Origin of the sequence: Vibrio sp. 10N.222.49.A3, from assembly GCF_041475145.1 — a bacterium.
Taxonomy (GTDB): Bacteria; Pseudomonadota; Gammaproteobacteria; order Enterobacterales; family Vibrionaceae; genus Vibrio; species Vibrio tasmaniensis_A.
Genome location: NZ_JBFRVM010000074.1, coordinates 1 through 23854, shown reverse-complemented (window position 1 = coordinate 23854; position 23854 = coordinate 1). Strand labels below are relative to the sequence as shown.

Here is a 23854-nt window from a genome sequence, read left to right as displayed (position 1 = left end):
TCATGGCAACATTAGATTTAAAACAGATCCGTAAAACCTATCGCAACGCGGACAACGAAACGTTAAAGGGCATCGACATCAGTATCGATTCGGGGGAATTTTTGATACTTGTCGGCCCTTCGGGGTGTGGGAAATCCACCTTGATGAACACCATCGCTGGGCTAGAGAATATTAGCTCGGGTGAGATTGTAATTGATGGCATAGACGTGGCGCAGGTTGAACCTAAAGATCGCGATATCGCGATGGTATTCCAGTCGTACGCGCTTTATCCAAACATGACGGTACGCGGCAATATCGCTTTCGGTTTGAAGATCCGCAAGATGCCGCAGCAAGAGATTGATGCTGAGGTAAATCGAGTGGCAGAAATGCTGCAAATCGAACAACTGCTTGATCGCAAACCGTCGCAACTTTCTGGTGGTCAGCGTCAACGTGTCGCGATGGGACGCGCTCTAGCTCGTCGTCCTAAGCTGTATCTATTTGATGAGCCGCTTTCAAACTTGGATGCCAAGTTGCGTGTTGAGATGCGTCATCAGATAAAGCGTCTGCACCAGAAGCTGAATACCACGATTGTTTATGTAACCCATGATCAGATCGAAGCGATGACTCTCGCTGATCGCATCGCAGTAATGAAAGACGGTGAACTGCAGCAGTTAGGCACACCGCAAGAGATCTATACCAAGCCAAACAATATGTTCGTAGCGGGCTTTATGGGCTCACCATCAATGAACTTCATTAAGACCATGGTGGATTTGGACGACGATCAGAATCCGATCATCAAAGTAACTGGCACGGCGGAGCAAGAACACCACATTCGATTGCCTCAGAGTATGCGTGACCAAGATGGCAAAGAGTTGGTGATTGGGTTGCGTCCAGAACACATCACTGAGCAAGAAGGTGATGATGTGTCGGCAACTACAAAGCTAGATCTGCAATTGGAAGTGTTGGAGCCAACAGGGCCAGATACCATCGCAATGGTTAAAGTGAACGACCAAGAAGTCGCGTGTCGTTTGTCACCAGAGTTTGAAGTGTCGGTTGGGCAAATGGCACCGCTTCATTTTGACTTATCAAAGGCGGTATTCTTCGATGCTCAGACTGAAGCGAGAATCGACTTTTAACTTCTAGTTGCTGAGTTAGTTTAACAATCAAAGTTCATGTCTAAATCAAAGGCAGTATCACCAACTACTAATAAGTAATGTGATGCTGCCTTTTTCGTTGTCTATACTTGCTTTTTATCCCTTATAAAAACAGAGGGATAAACGATATATATGCTTCTACTGCAATAATATCGTGATTTAGTATCCCTTAGCTCTATAAAGCTGACGTAGAAACGCGTAGGATCACACTACTTTAGATCAAATACTAGGTTGCACCTTGGTGCATAAACAGAAGAATACATGAAACTAACAGCAAAACCAGCGGCGAATAACGCTTTACTTATTTCTATTACGACACCGGATTTTAAAGGTGACGAAGCAAAAGAGTCTCTTGCCGAACTTGCTCGCTTAGTGACAACCCTAGGGTTTAAAGTAGTCGGTACGCAATCGCAACACCACAGTTCATCTCAAAGACAGAATGTGCTGGGTGCCGGTAAGCTTGCTGAAATTGCACACCTAACTGGTTATCAAGGCTCTATTGAAGAAGCAGAAGATGAAGATTTTATTGATGAGTCGTTTGATTTTAGTTCTGAAATCGATGAGCTAGATTTTGATGATCTTCCAACGGGCAACTTCCAATACGGTGCCGCTGATGTTGTGGTATTTGACTGTGATTTAAGTCCATCTCAAATGCGTACTGTTGAGGCGAGTTTGGGTGTGGAAGTATTTGACCGTACTGGCATCATCATCGAAATCTTCAGCCGCCACGCTCGTACTCGTACTGCTCGTCTGCAAGTTGATATCGCTCGTCTAAACTACTTAGTGCCACGACTTCGTGAAACGGCTGAGGGCGATAAAGAGCGCCAAATGGGTCAGGGCGCCGGTGAAACTTCACTAGAGCTAGACCGTCGTAACGTACGTGACCAAATTGCTGCGCTTAAGCGTGAGCTAGTAAGCGTACAAGATGAAATGAAGACCCGACGTACAAGGCGCGCGGAGCTTTTCACTGTTGCTTTAGTTGGCTACACCAATGCCGGTAAATCTTCGATGATGCGAGCAATGACCGCAACCGAAGTAGTGGGTGAAGATAAACTGTTCGCAACGCTAGATACGACGGTTCGTGCGCTTCAGCCAATTACTCAACCGCGTATCCTTGTTTCAGATACGGTGGGTTTCATCAAGAAATTGCCACACGATCTGGTTGCTTCATTCCACTCAACGCTAGCAGAAGCGCATGATGCTTCATTGCTGCTTTATGTCGTTGATGCTTCTGACGTTTCATTCCGCGCACAACTTGATGTGGTACACGACGTATTAGCTCAAGTGGGTGTAGAAGGCAGCGAAAAACTATTAGTTCTGAATAAGTGCGATAGATTGACTGAAGAGCAGCAATTAGAGCTGATCGAAGAATTCCCAGATGCGATGCTAACGTCGACTCGAGATCCTCTGGATATCACGAAACTGCACAAGTACATCGTTGGTGTTGCTGAAGAAGGCATGATCGAAGAAGAGATCACGATTCCTTATTCTGGACAAGGCATCATCGGTGAGATTCGCTCAAACATGAGTGTGGTTAAAGAAGAGTACGATTACGAGTGCATTAAGTTGACTGTTCGCTCTAGTGAAATTGACTTAGCTCGACTGAAAAAGCGTATGCAGAATTCTTAATCTTTTATAGCGTTTAGACACAAGTTAAAATACCAAAAAAGAGAGCCTAGGCTCTCTTTTTTATTGAATCGTGATAAGCGCCGCTTGAGCTCTGCTTATCGGTCTTCTTCTGGAAGTTTGACGTTCAGCTCTAATACTGAGATGTCGTCATCTTTGTGTTCGAAAGTCAGATCAACCATTGATGGGTCGACGTCAACGTACTTCGCAATACACTTCAAGATGTCTTCTTTTAGTTGCGGCAGATAAGACGGCGCTGGGTCGTCATGGCTGCGTCGCTCGGCAACAATGATCTGCAAACGCTCTTTAGCTAGGTTTGCGGTTGTCTTTTTTTGTGGTCTAAAAAACTCTAGTAATGACATTGCGAATTAGCCCCCGAACAGTCTTTTGAAGATGCCTTTCTTCTGTTCCGTTAAGAAACGGAAGTCCACTTGGCTACCCAGTAGTCGTTCTACAGTATCATTGTAAGCCATACCTGCATCGGTTGCTTCGTCAAAAATAACTGGAACACCCTTGTTCGACGCGTTCAGTACTGCTTGACTCTCTGGGATGACACCCAGTAGAGAGATGTGAAGAATCTCTTCAACGTCTTCAACACTTAGCATCTCACCTTGAGTTACACGTGCTGGGTTGTAGCGAGTCAGTAAAAGGTGCGTTTTCACTGGTTCTAAGCCATCTTCTGAACGACGAGACTTAGAATCGAGAATACCGAGAATACGGTCTGAATCGCGTACAGAAGAAACTTCTGGGTTAGTTGTAACAATCGCTTCATCAGCAAAGTAAAGCGCCATCAGAGCGCCTTGCTCGATACCTGCAGGAGAATCACAGATGATGAAATCAAAGCCCATTTCATCTAGTTCATCAAATACACGACGAACACCATCTTTTGTTAATGCATCTTTATCACGAGTTTGAGAAGCCGGAAGAATGAATAGATTCTCTGTGCGCTTGTCTTTGATCATCGCTTGGTTCAGTGTCGCTTCGCCATTGATAACGTTAACGAAGTCGTACACAACACGACGCTCACAACCCATGATTAAATCTAGGTTACGCAGACCGATATCAAAGTCGATAACTGCGGTTTTCTTCCCTTTTAAAGCTAAGCCTGAGGCAATAGCTGCACTGGAGGTCGTTTTGCCTACCCCGCCTTTACCTGACGTTACAACGATAATGCGTGCCATTTTGTTTTCCTTTTTATTTCTCTTATATTGCGAGGACATCAACGTGTAATACATCGTTTGCCATACTGAACATGGTTTTCTTCTGCCAGTACTCGCTTTCAATTTGATCGCTGAGCCAGTAATTTCCAGCAATGGAGACCAGCTCGGCTTGTAAATCATTACAAATTATTTTTGCTTCAGTTTGACCACTCGCGCCTGCAATCGCACGACCGCGTAAAGTACCATGGATATGGATGCTGCCATCGGCTATGACTTCTGCGCCAGCACTCACATGGCTGAGGATCAATAGATCGCCATCTTTTGCATACACTTGCTGACCAGAACGAATAGGCGTTCTCGCCACTTTTATCGGAGCCATCTTCGCTGGAGCTTGAGAAGGTGATTTACTGGCTGTCATCACTGCAAAACCAGCTTCTTTCGCTAGGTTCTGCATACGTTTATCCGAACAACCAGCCACACCTACTGGGATCATGCCCGCTTGAGATATACCCTCTTTCAGTTGCACAAAATCGATATCACCCGCGACTTTGCTAATATTGATAACAACAGGCGCAGCAGCGAAAAAATTGGGAGCTTGGTTTACTTTTTCTTGAAGAAAAGACACCGCATTTTCGACTTGATCATCGGATAAGTGCAAAACAGATAGCGTAAAACTGCTACCTTTTAGATCTGGATTACTAGACATCGAAAACTACAGGACCTCAATAGCGGATTGGTACAATTTCTTTATCAATAAAATAAAGGGCGTTGCCTGAAACTTGGTTTATCATGTTATATTCCCAAACCAAGCACAGCAAGTAATCTTGTTGTCAAATGAACGTTTTGTTCCCAATATTTCCCTTAACATAAACTATTGATCTCGTAAGTGAGAGTTTTGTAGTCATAAACAATAAAAAGGTTTGTCATGCTGTGTTCTATATATAAAAGTTCAAAGAAAGAAGGAACATACCTTTATATCCCTAAGAAGGATGATTTCTCACAAGTTCCTGACGCATTGATGCAAATGTTTGGTAAACCTAGTTTTGTAATGGTAATTAAAATGGATGGCCGTAAACTGGCGCAAGTGAACATCGATAAAGTGAGAGAATCACTGAACACCGATGGTTTCTTTTTGCAAGTTCCGCCACCACCGGTTAATGAACTTGAACTTCATAAAGAGCGTAAAGCTCAGCAAAACGTTCAAGACGAAGAGTGATAGCTACCTTAATTCAGGGAGGAGTGATCGTTGAGTAAATTTTCGAAAACCATATTGGCTGTGTCGGCATTACTATTGGGTAATAGCCTGACGATTGGTTCAGTTCAGGCTGAAGAGCTGAGCTTTGAGCAATATGTAGAGAAACTAAAGCAGCAAGGCCGTGCAGAAGGCATCTCTGAAACGATCATTGATCAGGCCTTTGATGGTGTGACGTTTAAGCCAAGAGCGGTGAAAGCCGATAAGAATCAACCTGAGAAAAAACTGACTCTGGATGAATACATTCCACGCGCGGTTCCAGATTGGAAAGTGAAGCAGGCGAGATCGCTTTATAAGAAGCATTATTCAGCGTTGAAGCGCATTGGTGATGAATATGGTGTTCAACCAAGATTCATTGTCGCGCTATGGGGTGTTGAGAGTAACTTTGGTAAGTTCACGGGTAACTACAGTGTTATTGATGCTCTCACAACTATGGCCTATGAAGGACGTAGAGAAGCCTTCTTCCGTAGCGAAGCGATGGCGGCGTTGAAGATTCTTGATCAAGGCCATATTGCACCACAAGAGATGAAAGGCTCTTGGGCTGGTGCGATGGGACAACCTCAGTTTATGCCAAGTTCATTCTTAGCTTATGCCGCTGACGGTAACGGCGATGGCAAGAAAGATATTTGGGGTACTGAAGAAGATGTATTTGCTTCAGCGGCGAATTATCTCAGCCAATCGGGTTGGGATGACAAATATACTTGGGGCCGTCAGGTTCACGTACCGTCGACTGTGTCTATTGAAATGCAAGGCCGAGGCGAAGACAAAGCGAAATACTTAAAAGAGTGGTCTGAACTCGGTATTAAGCGCTTTGACGATCGCCCACTACCAACGCTTGATGAAGATATTAAAGCTTGGCTAATTATGCCAGACGATGAAACTGGCCGTTCTTACCTCATTTACAACAACTACAATGTGTTAATGAAGTGGAATCGTTCTTACTACTTTGCGTTGGCAGTTAGCCACCTAGCAGACAGAATTAAGTTTGATTAATCGACCTAATTTGATTAATGGCCTTAATTTGGTTATTGGAGCTAATTTGGTTAACAGATTTAGGTCGCTTTGAATAGCATTTGGCCTACCATAGGCAGAACGAACTAAAGGACTCTTCGGAGTCCTTTTTCTTTTATATTTCAGAGATTTTTAAAGGTGGCCTTGTGCTAACAGATAGAGCCGCACAGATGGTGATATTCCATGCGTTAATCAAGCATGAAGGCTTTACCAGTGCAGCAAAAAGTTTGAATGTGTCGGTGTCTCACATCAGTAAGCAAGTTGCTTTGCTCGAGGATTCGATAGGTATCAAGCTGGTGCAAAGAACCACACGCAGCCTGACACTAACTGAAGCAGGGGAAGTGTTCTATCAGCATTGTGAGCAGCTGTTCAATACGGTGAAAGCGGCTCAAATGGATATGGATAGCCAGCGTGACGACATTTCTGGAATATTCCGCATAGGCTTGTCTCAGTCATTTGGCACACTGCATATCATTCCAGCGATTGATCAGCTCAGACAGCTCTATCCGCAGCTGAGAATTGAAGTGCATTTGTTCGATTACAAAGTGGATATGATTGAGGAGCGCTTGGATCTTTGGATCACCAATAATGAAGACCTGCCAGAAGGTTATATAGCGCAGCGTTTAGCCGACAGCCAATTTGTGGTAGCCGCATCACCGGATTATCTGATTAAAGCTGGCACTCCTCATGTGCCATCTGATCTGATTGATCATAATTGCCTTATTTATCGCAGCCGTGAGCGTGACTACACGTCATGGGCGTTTGATAACGGGCAAGAAAACCTTAGTGTCAAAGTGGCGGGCGATTACTCGGTGGATTTGGCAGAGGCGGTACGAGACGCAGCTGTATCTGGGTGGGGTGTTGCTTATTTGGCGACTTATTTAGTCAAAGAAGAGTTTAGAACGGGCAAGTTAATCCAAGTATTACCAGAATGGAGAGCCAGTCAGTTGATGCCATTTTATGCCGTCTATCCGAGCCGAAAGAACATGCCAAAGAAGCTTTCAGCAGTGATTGAGTTCATCAAAGAGCATGTTGGTTCGCCGACGTATTGGGACAAAAATCTCAAAACTTGTGTTGAGCTGCATCGTTAATTGTTTCCTAATTCATAAATATAATTTCCATATGGAAAAAGTATGCTTTTTGAACAAGTTAATCCATTAAAATTCAATACGTTAATCTAATCTTGGGCAAGTTACTGATAATCCCAACATTACATTAACAACCGCACCTTGCCGCAAACGATTTCCTCTATACAATGCGTCGCCTTTCCTACCTACAACTTTTAGGTTGACGCATATGGCTTCCCTACTTGGAATTATCACTATTTTAGTAGCCGCTTGGTTACTATCTACGGACAGAAAAAATATCCCGCTAAGAACTGTCTCTTTGGCTTTCTTACTGCAAATCTCATTCGCGCTCTTGGTTCTTTATGTGCCAATGGGTAAAGAAGCGCTGAATGCAGCTACTGGTGCGGTGTCTAGCTTGATCAACTACGGTCAAGAGGGGATTAACTTCCTATTCGGTGGCCTAACGAATAACGGATTTGTTTTCGCTATTAACGTTCTCGGTATCATTATCTTTTTCTCTGCATTGATTTCAGGTTTGTATCACATCGGCTTTATGCCAAAGGTGATCAACATAATCGGCGGTGCTTTACAGAAGTTTCTAGGCACAGGTCGTGCGGAGTCACTGTCTGCGACTGCCAACATCTTTGTCGGCATGATTGAAGCGCCATTAGTGGTTAAGCCTTACCTAAAGCACATGACGGATTCACAACTGTTTGCTGTGATGGTATGCGGTTTGGCTTCTGTAGCTGGTGGTACACTAGTGGGTTATGCATCGCTGGGCGTTGACCTAAACTATCTGATCGCAGCGGCATTCATGTCGGCACCAGCCGGTCTATTGATGGCTAAAATCTTAGTACCTGGCAGCCCAGAGGATGTTCAAGAAAATATTGAATCTGGTGTAGAGATTCCACGAGCAACAAACGTAGTTGAGGCAATGGCAGATGGGGCTATGTCTGGACTTCGTATTGCCGTTGCGGTGGGTGCGACACTTCTAGCCTTTATCAGTGTGATTGCGATGCTGAATGGCTTGTTAGGTATTGTTGGTGGCTGGTTTGGCGTAAACCTAAGCTTCGAACTTATCCTAGGTTATGTGTTCGCACCCGTTGCATGGCTGATCGGTGTACCGTGGTCTGAAGCTGTGGTTGCAGGCTCGCTGATCGGTAACAAAATCGTTGTGAATGAGTTTGTGGCTTTCATCCAGTTAATGGACGTAAAAGATGCACTGAGTGAGCACTCAAAAGCGATCGTTACTTTTGCACTATGTGGTTTTGCTAACATCTCTACCATGGCGATTCTGATTGGCGGTTTGGGTAGCTTAGTTCCAGAGCGTCGCTCTTTCATCTCACAATATGGCTTCAAAGCGATTTGTGCGGGTGTGCTTGCCAACTTAATGAGCGCTGCGATCGCTGGCGTGGTGCTTTCTCTGTAGATAGATGATAAGTACAGAGTGGATGAGTCAGTCACTTTATTTCCCCTATAGTAAAGTGACTGATTAATCACACTAATATTCGGTTAGCATGAAAAAGAGAGCCTATAGTTTAATGACATAGGCTTTCTTGTTTCAGCAAATAGGTTTGTATCACAAGGTGTGGTGCAAATTTTTTAGGGGCACAAATGGATTTGTCGATTACTTCATCCTTGGCGTTAATTGGACTGCTGTCCTTAACGTGTCAATTGTTAGGCTGGCGCTTACGTCTTCCTGCTATTCTTCCTCTTCTTATTGTCGGCCTACTTTTAGGTCCCGGTCTTAACATCCTTAATCCCGATGCCATTTTTGGTGACGTGCTATTTCCGCTGATTTCATTAGGTGTCGCTATTATTCTGTTTGAAGGTGCATTGACCCTGAATTTCAAGGAAATAAGAGGTCATGGTCGTATGGTGACGCACCTCGTGAGTTTCGGCATGCTGATTACTTGGGCGTGTATTGTGGTGGGTGCTTATTACTTTGTGGACTTCAGTTGGCCATTAGCCGCTCTGTTTGCTGCCTTAGTGGTGGTGACGGGTCCAACCGTTATTGTTCCCATGCTGCGCAGCATTCAGCCCAAATCTTCGTTAGGCAGCATCTTGCGCTGGGAAGGGATAGTGATTGATCCGATTGGCGCTCTGTTTGCCGTTCTCGTTTACGAATACATTGTTTCTTCAGCCGATCCTACAAGCCATGTACTGTCGGCTTTGGGGCTGACTCTAGCCATCGGTTTAGGCTTAGGGATCATCGGTGGCTATTTGATTGCCAAGATGCTGAAAGGGCATTGGGTTCCGCATTATTTGCGTAACGTGGCAGTCCTAACGTTGATGTTGGCGGCGTTCTCTTTTTCTAATGATCTGAGTGAAGAGTCTGGCCTATTAACCGTGACCATCATGGGTATCTGGCTCGCCAACGTGAAAGGCTTGGATCTTGAAGACATTATTGAGTTCAAAGAGACCTTAACCGTGTTACTCATTTCTGCGTTGTTTATTCTGTTAGCTAGCAGGCTTGATTCAGGGACTTTTCTCTCAATAGGTTGGGGCGGAATTGGCTTATTAGCGGTCGTCATGCTGGTGGCTCGTCCTCTGAGCGTGTGGATCAGCGGGATCGGCACGGATCTTACTTCAGCAGATAAATGGTTTTTGAGCTGGATGGCACCTCGCGGGATCGTTGCTGCCGCAGTTTCTTCTCTGTTTGCTATCAAACTTCAAGAGAAGCAATTGATTGAAGGGGCTGATCTACTGGTGCCAATGGTGTTCTTGGTCATCATCGGTACGGTTGTGATTCAAAGCCTTACCGCAAGTTGGTGGGCGAGAAGGTTGGGTGTGACTCAAGAGAAAGCGCAAGGGGTTATCTTCTTTGGCGCGACTCATTTTGCAAGACAGTTTGCCAAGGTGCTGGCGACACACAATATCAACAGTGTACTTGCCGATACCAACTGGGAAAGCATTCGTTTGGCGCGTATGGATAACCTGAATGTCTATTTTGGTAACCCAGCCTCAAGCCACGCGGAAAATAATCTGGAATTGGACGGGATAGGGCGCGCGATGATCGTCTCGCCTTATCGTCAAACCAATCCATTAGTCAGCATGCATTATCAAGATGAGTTTGGTGAAAATAAGGTGTTTGAGCTTGAATCGACAGAAACTAAACACGAAAGGCATTCAGTGAGCCGAGATGGTAACAGAAGCCTGTTTTCGGAAGGAATTACCTATTCCAAGCTTAACTCCTTGATGGCTCAAGGCAGCCAAATTAAGAGCACGGGATTGACCGATGCGTTTGACCTTAATGAGTTTAACGCGCTGTATCCTAAAGCGATTCCACTCGGTGTGATGACTGGTGGTGATTTCCGTTTAGTAACACAAGGTTCTGATTTGGAAAAACTCATATCAACGGAGTGTGCGATCATTAGTTTATTGCCGCCTTCGGAGCCAACGGAAAGAGCTGATACTCCAGATAAGTAGTGAGTGCTCTGCATTTAAAGCGAGTCGCTTTGTATCAAAAAAGCCGCAACGTTTTCACGCTGCGGCTTTTTAATTCTATTTTAGTAACAGTCAATTCATGCCTGCGATATTGCTACTGAAACTGCCATTTGTGGGCTATTTCGAGTGAAACTGCTCACAAGCAATCATAGTGTTCTCAATTAGGCTTGCTACAGTCATTGGACCAACACCACCCGGAACTGGTGTGATGAAGCTTGCGCTCTCTTTCGCGACATCGTATTCAACGTCGCCAACGAGTTTGCCAGATTCCAAACGATTGATGCCTACATCGACCACAACAGCACCTTTCTTAATCCAAGCACCAGGAATGAAGTTAGGCTTACCAACTGCTACAACAACAACATCTGCTTGACGTACATGACCCTCAAGGTCTTTGGTGAAGCGGTGACATGTTGTCGTCGTACAACCGGCTAGAAGAAGCTCTAACGTCATTGGGCGGCCTACGATGTTTGATGCGCCAACCACAACCGCGTGTTTGCCACGTAAGTCGATGTTATAACGGTCAAGCAGCGTAATGATGCCTTTAGGCGTACAAGAGCGAAGCTTAGGCATACGCTGAGCCAAACGACCTACGTTGTATGGGTGGAAGCCATCAACGTCTTTTTCCGGCGTGATGCGCTCAAGAACTTGAGTGCTATCAATACCAGCTGGTAGGGGAAGTTGAACAAGAATACCGTCAATCTCCGGGTCTTCGTTCAGTTGGTCTACCAGTGTTAATAATTCGTCTTCTGTAGCAGTGGCTGGCAAGTCGTAAGATTTAGATACGAAGCCAACTTCTTCACATGCTTTACGTTTACTTCCTACGTAAACCTGAGAAGCAGGGTCTTCACCCACTAAAACAACCGCTAGGCCCGGAGCGCGTAATCCAGCTTGAGTGCGAGCTTTTACACGAGCCGCAACTTCAGAGCGAACCGTTTGAGAAATTAGCTTTCCATCAATATTTTGAGCAGTCATGAATTTCCTTAGTATTGATATTCAAGTTAGTGGCTGATGTTTTTGGCGCATTATTCCAGAAAATCTTTTTGATTACCATCAGGCAAACGTTTGCTTTGTTCTATTTTCCAACACTTATAATCCTATTGCACTTTTTTTACTCACTTGGATCAGAATGTTACATAAAGCCGTTGCTTTACTGATTCGAATTCGTATAATCCTTTCCTGTAGCGCGCCCTTAGCTCAGCTGGATAGAGCACGTCCCTTCTAATTGGCTAGTTTACTAGCATTTCAGATTGGGCTCTTACTGGGAAACCTATAAGATGTAAGACGTCAAATTCGGGGAAACCTTACTTTAACGAGTTGGCAATCCCGAGCCAAGCCCAGTAATTCTGGGAAGGTGTAGAGACTAGACGGCGTCTACCTAATGCTTTTTAAGCTATGGTAAAGGGATAGTCCAGCGCACAAAGCCTTTTATAGGTGGTAGCGAAAGCTATAGTGTGATGAAGGATGTGGTCGTAGGTTCGAATCCTACAGGGCGTACCACTTTCGGAAAGCCAGTATCTATTTTTAGATACTGGCTTTTTTTATGTCTGTTATCTTTAATGCACTAGACTTGCACTTGTATATGGTATAAAAAAGTATAAGTGTTTAGTGCATATGTAGGGACAGATGGAATCAGTAAAATTTAGGCTTGCTACAGGCGAAACGTCATATGCTCTTTATGTTGATGGAGAGCCTGTTTTTGCATTCAATTGTTACATGAATGATCTAGCAAGAAGATCTACATTTAACACAGTAAAAAACAAAGCATGTGACCTGAAAACATTCTTTAGGTACTTGGATGCTCTGAATGATCCTGATGCTATTGCAGAGCTAAATATTGGTATAGAGACTGGGACACCACTTCTAACGGAAATGATTTTACAGTTCCCACATTATCTAGCTAAGGGTGGCAAAGCCAAAAAGGATTCATTAGCAGAGCTTGCGGCAAGTACAACTAATCGAAAACCGACTTCGACAGGAACAAATCAAAGAATTATTTCGACGGTGAGAGGCTTCTTGATAGCATCAGCTGAACTTCAGGCCGAGCTTCAAAGCGCCTCTGAACTTGATTTGATTGATCTATCCATTGCTCCTGAGATAATGTTTAGTGAGTCTCTATTTAGGCAGTCAATACCCCTCAGCCAAAGAAAAGCATTGCTTAAAAAGTCTGTTATTGCGGGTGTTTGCCGTCATGGTGCAAGGCTCTCTAACGCGACAATCCTTAAATCAGTTAGAGGTGCTTACACTCCGGCTGCTGAGGGCTCAGCTATAAAAAAAGCTCTTCCACACTCTGATGCTATTGTCGTCCTTAATGCAACTAAGACGCATCGTGATAGGCTTTATTTGTCTCTTCTTATGGGGACAGGGATGAGGGAGATTGAAGCAGCTAACGTGCTGATGCAAGATATTGATGTCAGGAATAAAACCGTTAAATGCGTCAATCCTAAATCTCGGCCTCTGGCATACGGAAACTCTTTTGAGTTATTTAGTGGTCAAACTATTCAAGATTCTGCGTACAAAGGTCGAGCAACTGACGAAACTCTCTTTGTCGAGCCATTCAGATCTATTTTTTTCCAAACATTACGTGATTACCTTGTACTAGAAAGAAAGCCATTAGGTGTTGGACACAAGTACCTATTCGTAGTGCTGAGGAAAGGCGAATATCTTGGGCGACCTTTAGCAATGTCCGCGGATAAAACCCGACAATATGCATTCAAGCAGTGCTTGAAAGATGTCTATGGCAAACGTGGATTACCGACCCCTAGAAGATTAGCTTTGCACTCTTTGAGGCATCTATATGGTGTTCATTGTCTGAACTATTTACTTGTAGGTTTTGATGATAACGAAAAGCCAATTTATGGCCTTCATGAAAGTGTGGTTCAACGACTTATGGGACATGAAGACATCTCATCAACACGTATATACGCAGTTCCTGATGTTACGAGAGTGCTTGATAAAGTAGAGAGAGCGCTCAACTACCTCCAGAACGAAGAAATCCAGCCAGACCAACTGCTAGTACTTAACAATCACTTTGGAGCCGATCTGTAAGATGACATCCAGTTACACTAGCCATTATTTAGAGTCCTTATGTAACTCTATGCTTGAGGACATACGTGAATTTAGCCCTCCAACTCCCCCGTCTGTAAGCCGCAGCCAGAGGATGTGGTGTGTTTGGTGGCTTTCTCAGAATGTTCACTCTTTCTCCAATGTCGCTATTGAAATCCTATTAGATAACGTCAGTGTCTCTGCAACTTGGAATGATGTTATGGATAGGATTATTCCAGAGAATGGTATAGCTAATAATCAGAAAAGGTTTTTCCGTCCTGTGTTCGTAGCGCTAGTGACTAATGCTGCTCGAAAGAAGGTGGTAAAGCTGCCAGCTCATTTAAGGTGGGAAGCCAAAGTGGTAGAGGAGATTAAAGTCCTCACACCACTAAGTTCGTGCTTTCCAAAACTAGGCCTAGAAGTCATGGCTGAATCTTCAGAGAGTCGCTGCGCAATATTTAAAGGTTATTTTGAACCCAAGCTAAATGGCCTGAAAATAAAGCCTAAGTCTATGAGTGCAAATTCCAACCTTATTGCAAGGTATATGTTTACGCGAGGCATAGAGTCATTTGAAGAGATGACTGTTGATAGTTTCGTGGATTTTCGAATCGAGAGTTATATCGATCGTCCTAAAACAGATATGCCATGGAGAATCTTCTGTGAGGCATATGAGCACAATGGTTTCTTACCTAAAGGATGGGTAGATGAATGTGTGGAAAAATATGCTCAACTTAAGTCACTATCAGTCGCGAAAGTTAATATAGATAAAGGTGACATCCCAAGTAATAGAAATGGCTATTTTTCTAACACCTATGGTCAATTTATGTCGATGCCAAAGGCGGCGATCAGACCAGAGTTAGGTGAGTTCTATGGGACAGGTGTAAAGACTCTATACACTCCAGAAACAGGGCTAGATGTTGTCACTTTTGGCGAGTTCTCCATGCCCCGTAAAATTGATATCTACCAAACTGAACACCTGCCGGAAGATAACCCATGGAAATTAGCTCAGACAGGATGGCTATCACTTACAGATATTGAGCGTAACACCGCGAAATATAGGGGTAATGCACTTGCATACTTGAATGCATACTTGTTTGCATACTTACCCTTCTTCTTCAAGGAGCATCCTGAAACTCTGTTTGAATACCCTGAAACTCCAAGTATGTTTATTGGCAGCATTTTTGCTAAAACTGATCCTGTCTTAGATCCGAATTATAAAACGAAAGCTGCAAAGGTAGGTAAGAAAGCTATCTATCCACTATCTTTATTGTCGTTTATCGAGGGGCTGACTAACTCTTCAACTCTAAAACCAACAAAGAAGAATGCTTCTAATGGCCTTCGAGATATTTGTGCTGTTCACCGCAGGTTCTTTGAGTCTGTTAAGGGGAGGTATGGGGATCTTGATGGTTACAATATAAAAAGTAACCCTATCCCGAAATTGAAACACGTTGGCTATAAAGCCGGTAGTCAATCAGTAAAGGCGACTTTCAATCTTGGATACTGGGTGATTTTCCGTATCTTCATTAAGGAACTCGCTAAAGCAGCAACATTTATAGCAGCTAGAGAAGTCGCAAAACATCTAGATTCAGTGGAGTCAAGAAAGTTAACTCAGGTTAATGATGATTTGTGTCAGATTGAGGGGTTCAAGCACCTTAAATCAGTCACGTATGTGCCATCAAAGTCTTCTTTTAATATTCCCAAGTCTATTGATATCGGTGGGAAGGAGCTGGAAATTGGGGAGATTTCTTTTCCTTACTGGTTGCATGGGCGAAGCAAGAAAATTGAAGTTGGTACGTATAAGGCAAAGGTTGATCTTCCAAACTACTTTGACTCTAACCTTGTGACTGTATCAGCATACGCTGGCCAGCGCTCTTCTAATGGCGCGTATTTATGCGCAGATACATTTGATGAAGACTACATTCCTTCAAATGCGAAAGACCCAGCGACAAAACATGTTCCGTTACGAGTAAGAACCGACAAGATCAAGGTTGCTGGATTAGAAAGTCACATCCAAGAAGATGTGATGATGGTGCTTCGCCACGTCAAAGAAATCCGAAAGCATTTTTCCAATAAGGCTTTTGTTGAACCTTTAGCATACCAAGATAATGAACTTTCAGTTCATGGATCATTCAGACCATTACTCCAAAGTACTAACTCGCACAGAGATACACACGTAAATTTATCCCCATATGTATATATGTATGAAAAATGGTTAAAACGCCATGGTATTCCGTTTGAGACGGAATTAACCCTGACCCCAACCAATCTCCAAGTAGATCAGTTTGAGGTGGTAAGAGCGCATAAACTAGATGATATAGCCAAAGTAAAGCTAATTGAGTACGAGGGGATGAACATCCCTATTCCTTTTACACCGCTAAAGCCGAAGACCGGGTTGACGCCCCATAGTCTGCGAGTTCAGCTAGTAACGGTAATAAAGATCATTACAGGTGATAATGAGGCCGTTCGGCTTTTTACTGGGCAAACAGATGGAACAATTGGTTTTTATACAAAGGCAAGTCCACAGGATGCTGCGGCCTTGGCGAAAGTGGGGAAAGAGTTAAACGAAAGCAAGGATGTTGCTTCTGTTGCTGATACTGCAATTACCGAAGATATTCTAATTAAAACCCTGTCCTCAATGGATGAGGGCAACAAAGATCTACCATTTTTCGCAGAAGATGGTGCGGCTCTAACGGCATTAAGAGAGTCGGGAGGGATGGGCTTAGCGATAAATTACACTCACATCTGTCCTTACAACAATAAATGCACCAAAGAAGTTATTGCGCTTCATGGAGATATGAATTGTCACGAGTGTACTCATGCCTGTATCACTAGCCATAACAAAGTTGCCATTGCTGCTGCGGCCATGAAGGCTCTTGATGAGATGAAGGAATATGCAGGGTTAATGACTGTGTCGACAAACGAGAATGAAAGAAAGCAGTTTGAAGCAAAATATATTGAGCAAGTGAACATATTCTCTAACTGGAGCGCTAGGCATAACCATATATTGAATCACCCGGATAAGTTTGTCATTGCGGGCTTCGATGCTTTGCAACAATACAAATACGTACCAGAGAGTCAATTTTCAAACGGGTTACTTGCCAAGATGGAAGCTGTGAAGGGTGCTCCGTCATTGCAAAGTAGCTCATTGAAAGTGGTCGCAAATATGATTGCACACCAGATAAGCCTGAAAGTACAACAACAGACTTTACCTGTACTTCAGGCAGAGACTCAGGCGATGCTGAGATTTAACCCAGTTAATTATGTAGTCAGCAACCTGAAAATGCTGGCTCAACTGAATGACACCACACCCGAAGCGTTGCTTGAGAGTTTCGATTCCATGGACACAAACATTTCATTATTGGAGGAACTTCAAATTGGATAAAAAAGTGAATGCTCACGATGAGATGGTACTACTGAAAAAGAAAGGTGTGGCCGCAAGGAAGAAGGTGATTGAAGAAGATATCTTGAGGTCTATGGATTGCGATTATTACCCTAATATCACCCAGCTCGCTGTCTCTGTTGCCGACAGATACGTACAACTAACAAACGACAAGATCTCTAGTACAACGCTACTGCGAGAAACAGGCCCATACAGAACCTTATTAAACAGGTATTACAAGACGGAGAAGCGAATTCGAGGAGAATATCAAAACCGAGAAGCTGAACTAGAAGAAGACTTATTGATGGCTGAACTTGAACTCAACAAACTCAGAAGCGATTTAGCAGACGCCCGTAAAGCTCTTTCCAAAAGTCATGAAGAGATGGACGTATTAAAGCATGAAAACATTAATGAGCGTACTGCTGAAGGAGTCGTGCCTGAATATTCAGAAAATGAAATCTCTGCTTACATGGCGATGTTTGAATTAGTGAATGCGTCTAATGATTTCGGAATCCAAATTGACGGCTACAACATTACAAAGATGGGCTTTACAGGGGCTTCAACGGTTCTAATAAAAACAGAGAAGTGCCCTGCATTCTTCAAATGGTTCAGAGAAAACAAATTGATTGGTGAAGGTTAGCGTGTATGAGTAAGGAAATCGGTCAATTAAGGCACTGGGAGTTCAGGAAATGGATTTCTGAAATGGTAAATGAGAGCAAGTCACGCAAAAGCTCCATTGAGAAGATTTTGGACACCACAGAGGTGCTGAACATTGATCATGTAATCCTAACAGATACAGGCATTTCAGCTCTCGTGAGCCATATCAGCAACCAGACTAATAGCTTTTCCCCACAAAGCCTAGCTGATGCCCTTGGGTTTCCTAATCGAGAAAACATACGAAAAAGTGGGTCGATTAAAGCAGATCTAAAGGTACTGGAAGACTACTTACTATCACATAACTACATAGCTCCCCCTAAGGAAAGGAAGCAGGGGGCGTCTGGTTCAATGTCACGTCCTGAGAATCGATACAGTGCTGGTAATGGCGCTCTTGAAGCGGAAAATGCGGTTTTGAAAGAGAGAATTACTGAGCTTGAAGGGCAATTGAGAAGCAATGGCAAGGCAAGCAGATTTGCAGATGTTATTGCTAAGCATGGAGTGGTTTTCATTGAGGATCGTTAATGACATCTGGACTATGCGCGTTATCAGCGTATGGGTATCAAATATTAATTTGGTTTTCTCAGCAGAGCTAATTGATGGTAACGAAATTGACCCTGAGGTCCGGAGCGTGAATAAGTCATACCTAGTAAAGGCGCCATTGGAGTCTAATGCTATTCCTGTCTGCAAGGGACAGCTCTGGAAGGTCAATGGGAACTTTGAAGGGAAGCCAGAAGAGCTAAAATTCACATCAGGTAAGACCCGAAAACGCTATACGATTCGTGCAACTAACCTACGCTGCCTTAAGCCAGAAAATGGAAAGGAATTCATCCGCTACGTTTCAGATAGCCCAGACTTTAAAGGAATTGGTAAATTCAAAGCAGAAGAGATCTGGACTAAGTTGGGGAAAGATGTCTTCAGGTATGTCTATGAAGAAGATATATCGAAATTTGATTTCTTGCCCCCGGAAGCAGCAAAAGTATTTATCAAGGCTTGCAAACAGTACTCCACTCTTGAACATGCTGAATGGTTGAGAAAGTATGGATTCAGAACCTCTGTAATAAACAAAATCATTAGCTTCCACGGTGTTGACTCAATTAATGCAATTAAGTCAAACCCATACCTAGCTGTGTCCCTTGGAATGACATTCAATGAGATTGACTCTCTAGCCCAGAATAAAGAAACCTTCAATATCACTGAACCAAGCGACGAAAGGCGTTTGATAGCCGCACTAGAGTACATAGTTCAGAAGGAACTCAACAAGGGGCATACAGTCAGCAGTGAAAAAGAACTATACAAGCCATTAAGAAGCCTTCTTGGTGATCAAAGGTTAGCCTTTAAAGCACTAGGGTTAGCTAATAAATCGTCTCAGGTCAGGAAGTCTGAATTCGGTATACACGCATACGCGCCTTTGATTATGGAGCATTACATTGCAGTAGAGTTGCTCTACCTTAAATCTCAAACGCTAACTTGGTCTCCAGAGATGGAAATGGCGTATAAGGTCGCAAAAATGTCCCTTCCTTTTGAATTAACGGACAAGCAAAAAGAAGCGGTCAAGACGGGAATGAGTAATGGTGTCTTTGTCTTAACTGGAGGCGCAGGAACCGGTAAAACAACAGTACTAAAAACACTCTTCAGTGCTCTCAAGCAAACAGGCTATGAAGTTTACCCTATGGCTTTGGCTGGCAGAGCTGCCGAGTATATTCGTGAAACAACAGGACATATATCACGCACTATTCATAGCACCATATTAAGAGGTGATATGAAGTCAGGTGGGAAGCTGGTAGTCGTTATCGATGAAGTTAGTATGGTTGATATTCCGCTATTGTTTCGCTTACTTAGAAGGGTTCCAGAAAATACAAGGTTCATATTCGTAGGAGATCCTTACCAGTTAGCTCCTGTTGGATATGGGTTAACACTACATGATTTCATCAAGTCTAGATGCTTACCCAATGTTGAATTAGATGTGGTTAAGCGCTCGACTGAGAAAAGCGGTATTCCAGAATACACAGGTTTAATCAGGTATGGGATTACCCCAGAATACTTATCTAAAGGGAACATCACCTTCCATGAAACCCTGCCTCGGCAGTTCTCCAAGAAAGCTGTAGAGCTTTTAGCTAATACAGATTGCAATACCATGGTGGTTGCTGGTAGCAATACTAAGGTGGCTGAGATAAATCGTTCTGCTCAGTTTGTCATCAATCCTGATGGCAAACCCATCTATGATCCTGAAGATGGAGATGTAGTTGATACTTTCAAAGTAATCCTTAGAAAAGATGACCCAGTGGTGTTTACGAAGAACTTCTGGGATGAAGGTGTTCAGAATGGCACTATGGGGCTTCTTGAGGATGTAGCAAGGAGGAGTGATATCTATGGTGATGTAATGCTGTCAGATGGCTCTACAGTGGCAATAACAGAGGCGTTGTTGCAAAACTTATCACTTTCCTATTGCATCACTCTACACAAGGCACAAGGGTCACAATTTGAAAGGGTCGTTGTAATCGTGGATAAATCAAGGGTAATTGACAGGTCTTGGGTGTATACAGCCCTAACAAGGGCGGAAGTAAAAGTAGATATCATTAGTACTAAAGAGATGTTCAACAAGGCAGTTATAGCCCCGCCAGCTTTCCAGAAAAGACGCACCTTTTTATGGCACCTTCTTAATAATCCTGAGTTCAGTACTTCCGCTTAACCTCCTCAAAAAAACAATTTCTCGCACCAGAAATGTAAATTAAACCGTAATAATCAGAATTTTACTTTAGGTTAATTTACTCACATTCCCAAATCTGTCTTAAAAACGCAATCAGAAAATCTATTGGTGATCTAACCTACCTGACTCGGAATACCTATTGAAAAGTGAATAAGATGAAAGTGACTTATGCATGGATTAAAACCCTCTATCTGGAGGAGGGGTTTAAACTAAGTTGTTGTTTTTAAAAACATTTGACTTGAAAATCCTTCTTGCCAAACAGTGTTTTTTAATTTATATAAACACGTTAATTCGCGATGAGGAGGAGCTATGTGTTACGAATGCGATAACCGTACCGAAGGAACTTGTTTTTTACAACTTTCAAAAAAAATAGATTTGGCTATCAATATGAGTTACGCCGAAGATTATCGTCCATTTCAAGGAAATAGGGCTTACCTAACGCTAAGCAAAAAAACTCAATTATTAGATGTTTCTTATCACACGAGACGGCCACATGATTCAGACCTTTTATCGTTTCCTGTTCATGATAAAGAACACCTTAGGGATATTGTTTTTCAAATCATAAAACTGGGTTATCGAAGTCTTTACTGGACGAACTCAGAAGAAGTTGAAGAAGAGTGTCCACTACCACCACCGGGGCTTGAACGATTAAATTATTATTTGGCGTCTATGAGCTATTGGGACGGAAAATGCTGCACTTATAGATACCTCCGTTCTGAAATCAACTCTCTTATGGAGCGGGGCACAATCTCACCAGATTTTAGTACAACGAGACTTTTGGCAGAAATCCCTATAGCTAACGATTAACTCTAAATAAGGAAATCGTCAATGGATGAGGTGTTACTTATTAATACTTATGTTGTTCCTATTTTGGTAGGAGTCATCATCGGTATATTTGTCGGTGCATTTGCTACCGTGAAATATATTAAACGGCGTAAATGATGACTGCTCTTTAGTCGCTCACTTCGCCTATCAATATTGAATGCTAGCCTTTGATAGGCGTAGTGCAAATCAAGTACAGAAAAACATAATAGCATTCGGTGATATCAGCGAGAATTTTATGCTCATATCAATACATTCACAGCGATAAACGTGTGCAGGCTGCGTTCAAAGAGTAGGTAAAATGAACATGTGGAGAAGTGAAATATCGCCCAAGCTCAACTCAGGTATAACAAAAGCAACAACACCAGAAGCCTGAACCGTTGGAGTTGTTAGTTCTTAGAGAAACAACACTTGGTAACAGGTGTCGTCTACTCGACAAGGATGAGTTAGATTTGATATTTATCTGTGATCTCTAACGCGGATGTTCATAAAAATGATTTTTCTTGTCAGTTGTCCACGGCGTTGTTGATCAAATCAGCTTGAAGATCAACGACACCATATGTAGCTAGCCGTTAGCTTCTAACGGGCATACCTAGTCCTATGACTTTGTTAATCGCTTTGACATTCGCCATGATTTCGCCCACTTGAGCGTTGTAACATCTCAAGCTCAATTTATCGCTTGTTAGTCCTTTATATCGGGACATAGCAGTCTCAGATATTGAACGATAGTGATAACCAGACTCTGTTTTCCATTCCGATATTGTTCCATCTCTCAGAGCCATTACCGCTTTGTTTCTGGGATGACCGTCTTCCCAAAGAGCTGCATTCTTTCGAGGCGGTATTAACGGAGTACAGCCTTTATTTTTCAGAGTCTCGTGGCAATTTTTTGTGTCATATGCTCCATCGGCGGATACGGCAGCGACCTTTCTACGTAGTGGGTTGAGTAACGTCGGTAACACTTCACTATCGCCTACATTTACAAGACTGACTTCCGCACTAATCGCTTCGTGAGTATCCACATCCACAGCTAAGTGCAGTTTGCGCCATGTCCTACGTTTTTCTGTACCATGCTTTTTCACTTTCCACTCCCCCTCACCAAAGACTTTGAGGCCAGTAGAATCAATGGCTATATGGCGAATAGCCCCTCTCGATTTATTGCGATATTTGACCTGAACTGTCTTCGAGCGTTTACTGATACAGGTGTAGTCAGGGGACGTTAGTGGAACATCTAATAGCTCAAAGATAGAGTCGATAAAGCCTTGAAGAGCACGTAAAGGAAGAGAGAAGATGCCCTTAATCATCAAGGCGGTTTCAATCGCTGTATCAGAGTACTGAAAGCCTCTCCCACGCTTACCATGATGAGTTTTGCATCGCCATGCATCTACGGCTGAATCATCTATCCAGAATGTAACCGAACCACGTTTACAAAGAGCCTTATTGTACTCCGTCCAGTTAGTTATCTTCTTGTTTGCTTTACCCATATCACCACCATTCCAATCGTTTCAAATGATCAGATCACAGGACTTGGAAAAGGTTCAACTAATTTAGGCAACAACGCCGTTGTCCACCGTTGTCCATCAATGGACAACGTTACTAAGTTAGCTTGTATAGTTAATCATCGTCGTCTTCTGAAAATAGCTCTTCGATTTCATCCCAGTCTGGCAATTGATGTGTTTTTTCTGCTACCTCAAACTGCAAATTAACTGCATTTAACAACCTTTCAAATATATCGAATGAACCTGTAAAACGACCGTTTTCGATTTCGGAAATAGTAGTTTTATTAATTCTAGTAAGTTTTGATACTTGTACCTGCGTCAATCCCATAACATTACGAGCCTGCTTAACTTTTAGTCCAATTTCAGATCTGTCAGCCATAGTTTATTCCCCTCTAATTAGCTATATAGCTAACATATTAGGTTATAGCGGCATTGTTAGCTATATAGCTAACAATAAAGTGTTGCATCTATGGTGGACAATGCTGCCAAGGGTGAAAGCTAATGCAACAACGCTTTTGGACAGAAACGATTCAGTCGTATAACTCTAAACCGTTTCAATCCGATTAGAAAAAGTATCTTGAAACTTTAAATATTATTAGCGTCATTCTGGTAATACGTCTGTAAGTTGCGCGATTGACTCATCTAAATAGTCTGGTCTTGTAACATCAACTCCTAGACTATTTATGTGTTGAGTAAAATCAAACTTCATACTCTCTGGCTCACGATCATTCGCCTTTGCATGCTCTAGCACTTGCTCCATACTAAAGTCCGTAGAGTTGATAACTGTGCACAAAAGGTCAAACTCTTCCAAAGTAATAAAGTACATGTTTTCTAAAGGGATAACTGCCGTAGCATCTAAGTTTTGTGTTATTTCATCAATAGCCTCCTTGGCTACCGCATGATAGAAATCAGCCCCATTGCCTAGATATAGTTCTTTATATGTAACAACTAACAGATAGTTATCTCTTTTAAATTCAACACCTTTGAGTGCATTTTTTCGTAAATAGTCGTTCAGTACATTTGCTTGCTTAATCGTATCCGCCCCATGAACC

The 23854-nt window shown here is 43.0% G+C and carries 20 protein-coding genes; 13 read left to right on the top strand and 7 right to left on the bottom strand.

The window, feature by feature from the left end:
* Window positions 1–2: 2 nt before the first annotated feature.
* Both AB4589_RS13690 and hflX read left to right on the top strand, forming a co-directional pair.
* Window positions 3–1115 carry an ABC transporter ATP-binding protein gene (locus AB4589_RS13690; RefSeq protein ID WP_009848501.1) on the top strand — a complete coding sequence of 371 codons (1113 nt, stop codon included), beginning with the start codon at window positions 3–5 and terminating at the stop codon, window positions 1113–1115.
* A gap of 279 nt (window positions 1116–1394) precedes the next feature.
* Entirely contained in the window at window positions 1395–2762 is a 1368-nt protein-coding gene (gene hflX, locus AB4589_RS13685) for a GTPase HflX (RefSeq protein WP_009848500.1), read from the top strand.
* Window positions 2763–2857: 95 nt separating this feature from the next.
* On the opposite strand, the gene minE is transcribed toward hflX, so the two are convergent.
* From minE to minC, 3 genes are read right to left on the bottom strand one after another with little or no spacing between them, the layout of a single operon-like run.
* Entirely contained in the window at window positions 2858–3121 is a 264-nt protein-coding gene (minE, locus tag AB4589_RS13680; protein WP_009848499.1) for a cell division topological specificity factor MinE, read from the bottom strand.
* Between the two features lie 6 nt (window positions 3122–3127).
* Complete coding sequence (gene minD, locus AB4589_RS13675) at window positions 3128–3940, bottom strand: septum site-determining protein MinD (RefSeq protein ID WP_009848498.1); 813 nt, start codon at window positions 3938–3940, stop codon at window positions 3128–3130.
* Between the two features lie 22 nt (window positions 3941–3962).
* Window positions 3963–4625: a septum site-determining protein MinC gene (minC, locus tag AB4589_RS13670; RefSeq protein WP_371710316.1), complete on the bottom strand. Its 663-nt coding sequence runs from the start codon at window positions 4623–4625 to the stop codon at window positions 3963–3965.
* A 219-nt stretch (window positions 4626–4844) separates the two neighbouring features.
* Here minC and AB4589_RS13665 point away from each other — a divergent pair, with 219 nt between their 5' ends.
* The 5 genes from AB4589_RS13665 (at window position 4845) to AB4589_RS13645 (ending at window position 10678) form a co-directional block, all read left to right on the top strand.
* Complete coding sequence (locus AB4589_RS13665) at window positions 4845–5135, top strand: YcgL domain-containing protein (protein ID WP_009848496.1); 291 nt, start codon at window positions 4845–4847, stop codon at window positions 5133–5135.
* Window positions 5136–5165: 30 nt separating this feature from the next.
* The gene (locus AB4589_RS13660) at window positions 5166–6164 is read left to right on the top strand and encodes a lytic transglycosylase domain-containing protein (RefSeq protein ID WP_009848495.1); all 999 of its coding nucleotides are present in this window, start codon (window positions 5166–5168) and stop codon (window positions 6162–6164) included.
* A 188-nt stretch (window positions 6165–6352) separates the two neighbouring features.
* A complete protein-coding gene (locus tag AB4589_RS13655; RefSeq protein ID WP_371710327.1) occupies window positions 6353–7273 on the top strand; it encodes a LysR family transcriptional regulator in 921 nt (306 codons plus the stop codon).
* Between the two features lie 205 nt (window positions 7274–7478).
* Window positions 7479–8678, top strand: a complete 1200-nt coding sequence (locus AB4589_RS13650) for a NupC/NupG family nucleoside CNT transporter (RefSeq protein ID WP_009848493.1) — start codon at window positions 7479–7481, stop codon at window positions 8676–8678.
* Between the two features lie 185 nt (window positions 8679–8863).
* Window positions 8864–10678 carry a cation:proton antiporter gene (locus AB4589_RS13645; protein WP_372100813.1) on the top strand — a complete coding sequence of 605 codons (1815 nt, stop codon included), beginning with the start codon at window positions 8864–8866 and terminating at the stop codon, window positions 10676–10678.
* Between the two features lie 135 nt (window positions 10679–10813).
* Here the strand turns inward: AB4589_RS13645 and folD are convergent, their stop codons facing one another.
* Window positions 10814–11671: a bifunctional methylenetetrahydrofolate dehydrogenase/methenyltetrahydrofolate cyclohydrolase FolD gene (gene folD / locus AB4589_RS13640; RefSeq protein ID WP_012603477.1), complete on the bottom strand. Its 858-nt coding sequence runs from the start codon at window positions 11669–11671 to the stop codon at window positions 10814–10816.
* Window positions 11672–12322: 651 nt separating this feature from the next.
* Here folD and AB4589_RS13635 point away from each other — a divergent pair.
* The 6 genes from AB4589_RS13635 (at window position 12323) to AB4589_RS13610 (ending at window position 21291) form a co-directional block, all read left to right on the top strand.
* Complete coding sequence (locus AB4589_RS13635) at window positions 12323–13744, top strand: tyrosine-type recombinase/integrase (protein WP_372100811.1); 1422 nt, start codon at window positions 12323–12325, stop codon at window positions 13742–13744.
* Window positions 13745–13961: 217 nt separating this feature from the next.
* Window positions 13962–17123 carry a hypothetical protein gene (locus tag AB4589_RS13630; RefSeq protein ID WP_372100809.1) on the top strand — a complete coding sequence of 1054 codons (3162 nt, stop codon included), beginning with the start codon at window positions 13962–13964 and terminating at the stop codon, window positions 17121–17123.
* On the top strand, window positions 17116–17760 hold the full coding sequence (locus AB4589_RS13625) for a hypothetical protein (RefSeq protein ID WP_102542934.1): 645 nt from the start codon (window positions 17116–17118) through the stop codon (window positions 17758–17760). The genes AB4589_RS13630 and AB4589_RS13625 overlap by 8 nt, the downstream gene beginning before the upstream one ends.
* 5 nt (window positions 17761–17765) lie before the next feature.
* Window positions 17766–18299, top strand: a complete 534-nt coding sequence (locus tag AB4589_RS13620) for a hypothetical protein (RefSeq protein WP_102542936.1) — start codon at window positions 17766–17768, stop codon at window positions 18297–18299.
* Complete coding sequence (locus AB4589_RS13615; RefSeq protein ID WP_372100806.1) at window positions 18232–20466, top strand: AAA family ATPase; 2235 nt, start codon at window positions 18232–18234, stop codon at window positions 20464–20466. The genes AB4589_RS13620 and AB4589_RS13615 overlap by 68 nt, the downstream gene beginning before the upstream one ends.
* A 327-nt stretch (window positions 20467–20793) precedes the next feature.
* The gene (locus AB4589_RS13610; protein ID WP_102542940.1) at window positions 20794–21291 is read left to right on the top strand and encodes a hypothetical protein; all 498 of its coding nucleotides are present in this window, start codon (window positions 20794–20796) and stop codon (window positions 21289–21291) included.
* Between the two features lie 587 nt (window positions 21292–21878).
* Here the strand turns inward: AB4589_RS13610 and AB4589_RS13605 are convergent.
* From AB4589_RS13605 to AB4589_RS13595, 3 genes are all read right to left on the bottom strand, one after another.
* Window positions 21879–22787: an IS5 family transposase gene (locus tag AB4589_RS13605; protein WP_017065109.1), complete on the bottom strand. Its 909-nt coding sequence runs from the start codon at window positions 22785–22787 to the stop codon at window positions 21879–21881.
* A 130-nt stretch (window positions 22788–22917) separates the two neighbouring features.
* The gene (locus AB4589_RS13600; RefSeq protein WP_372100805.1) at window positions 22918–23181 is read right to left on the bottom strand and encodes a helix-turn-helix transcriptional regulator; all 264 of its coding nucleotides are present in this window, start codon (window positions 23179–23181) and stop codon (window positions 22918–22920) included.
* 222 nt (window positions 23182–23403) lie between these two features.
* A partial coding sequence (locus tag AB4589_RS13595) for a hypothetical protein (protein WP_372100803.1) occupies window positions 23404–23854 on the bottom strand: 451 nt, incomplete at its 5' end.

Bases quoted from the DNA above. Each gene is read 5' to 3' on its own strand.
- AB4589_RS13620 (WP_102542936.1), top strand. From the start codon at position 17,766: ATGAGTAAGGAAATCGGTCAATTAAGGCACTGGGAGTTCAGGAAATGG.
- minE (WP_009848499.1), bottom strand. From the start codon at position 3,121: ATGTCATTACTAGAGTTTTTTAGACCACAAAAAAAGACAACCGCAAAC.
- AB4589_RS13655 (WP_371710327.1), top strand. From the start codon at position 6,353: ATGGTGATATTCCATGCGTTAATCAAGCATGAAGGCTTTACCAGTGCA.
- AB4589_RS13600 (WP_372100805.1), bottom strand. From the start codon at position 23,181: ATGGCTGACAGATCTGAAATTGGACTAAAAGTTAAGCAGGCTCGTAAT.
- AB4589_RS13610 (WP_102542940.1), top strand. From the start codon at position 20,794: ATGTGTTACGAATGCGATAACCGTACCGAAGGAACTTGTTTTTTACAA.
- AB4589_RS13690 (WP_009848501.1), top strand. From the start codon at position 3: ATGGCAACATTAGATTTAAAACAGATCCGTAAAACCTATCGCAACGCG.
- folD (WP_012603477.1), bottom strand. From the start codon at position 11,671: ATGACTGCTCAAAATATTGATGGAAAGCTAATTTCTCAAACGGTTCGC.
- AB4589_RS13645 (WP_372100813.1), top strand. From the start codon at position 8,864: ATGGATTTGTCGATTACTTCATCCTTGGCGTTAATTGGACTGCTGTCC.
- AB4589_RS13665 (WP_009848496.1), top strand. From the start codon at position 4,845: ATGCTGTGTTCTATATATAAAAGTTCAAAGAAAGAAGGAACATACCTT.
- AB4589_RS13635 (WP_372100811.1), top strand. From the start codon at position 12,323: ATGGAATCAGTAAAATTTAGGCTTGCTACAGGCGAAACGTCATATGCT.
- minC (WP_371710316.1), bottom strand. From the start codon at position 4,625: ATGTCTAGTAATCCAGATCTAAAAGGTAGCAGTTTTACGCTATCTGTT.
- AB4589_RS13615 (WP_372100806.1), top strand. From the start codon at position 18,232: ATGGCAAGGCAAGCAGATTTGCAGATGTTATTGCTAAGCATGGAGTGG.
- AB4589_RS13630 (WP_372100809.1), top strand. From the start codon at position 13,962: ATGGATAGGATTATTCCAGAGAATGGTATAGCTAATAATCAGAAAAGG.
- AB4589_RS13650 (WP_009848493.1), top strand. From the start codon at position 7,479: ATGGCTTCCCTACTTGGAATTATCACTATTTTAGTAGCCGCTTGGTTA.
- hflX (WP_009848500.1), top strand. From the start codon at position 1,395: ATGAAACTAACAGCAAAACCAGCGGCGAATAACGCTTTACTTATTTCT.
- AB4589_RS13605 (WP_017065109.1), bottom strand. From the start codon at position 22,787: ATGGGTAAAGCAAACAAGAAGATAACTAACTGGACGGAGTACAATAAG.
- minD (WP_009848498.1), bottom strand. From the start codon at position 3,940: ATGGCACGCATTATCGTTGTAACGTCAGGTAAAGGCGGGGTAGGCAAA.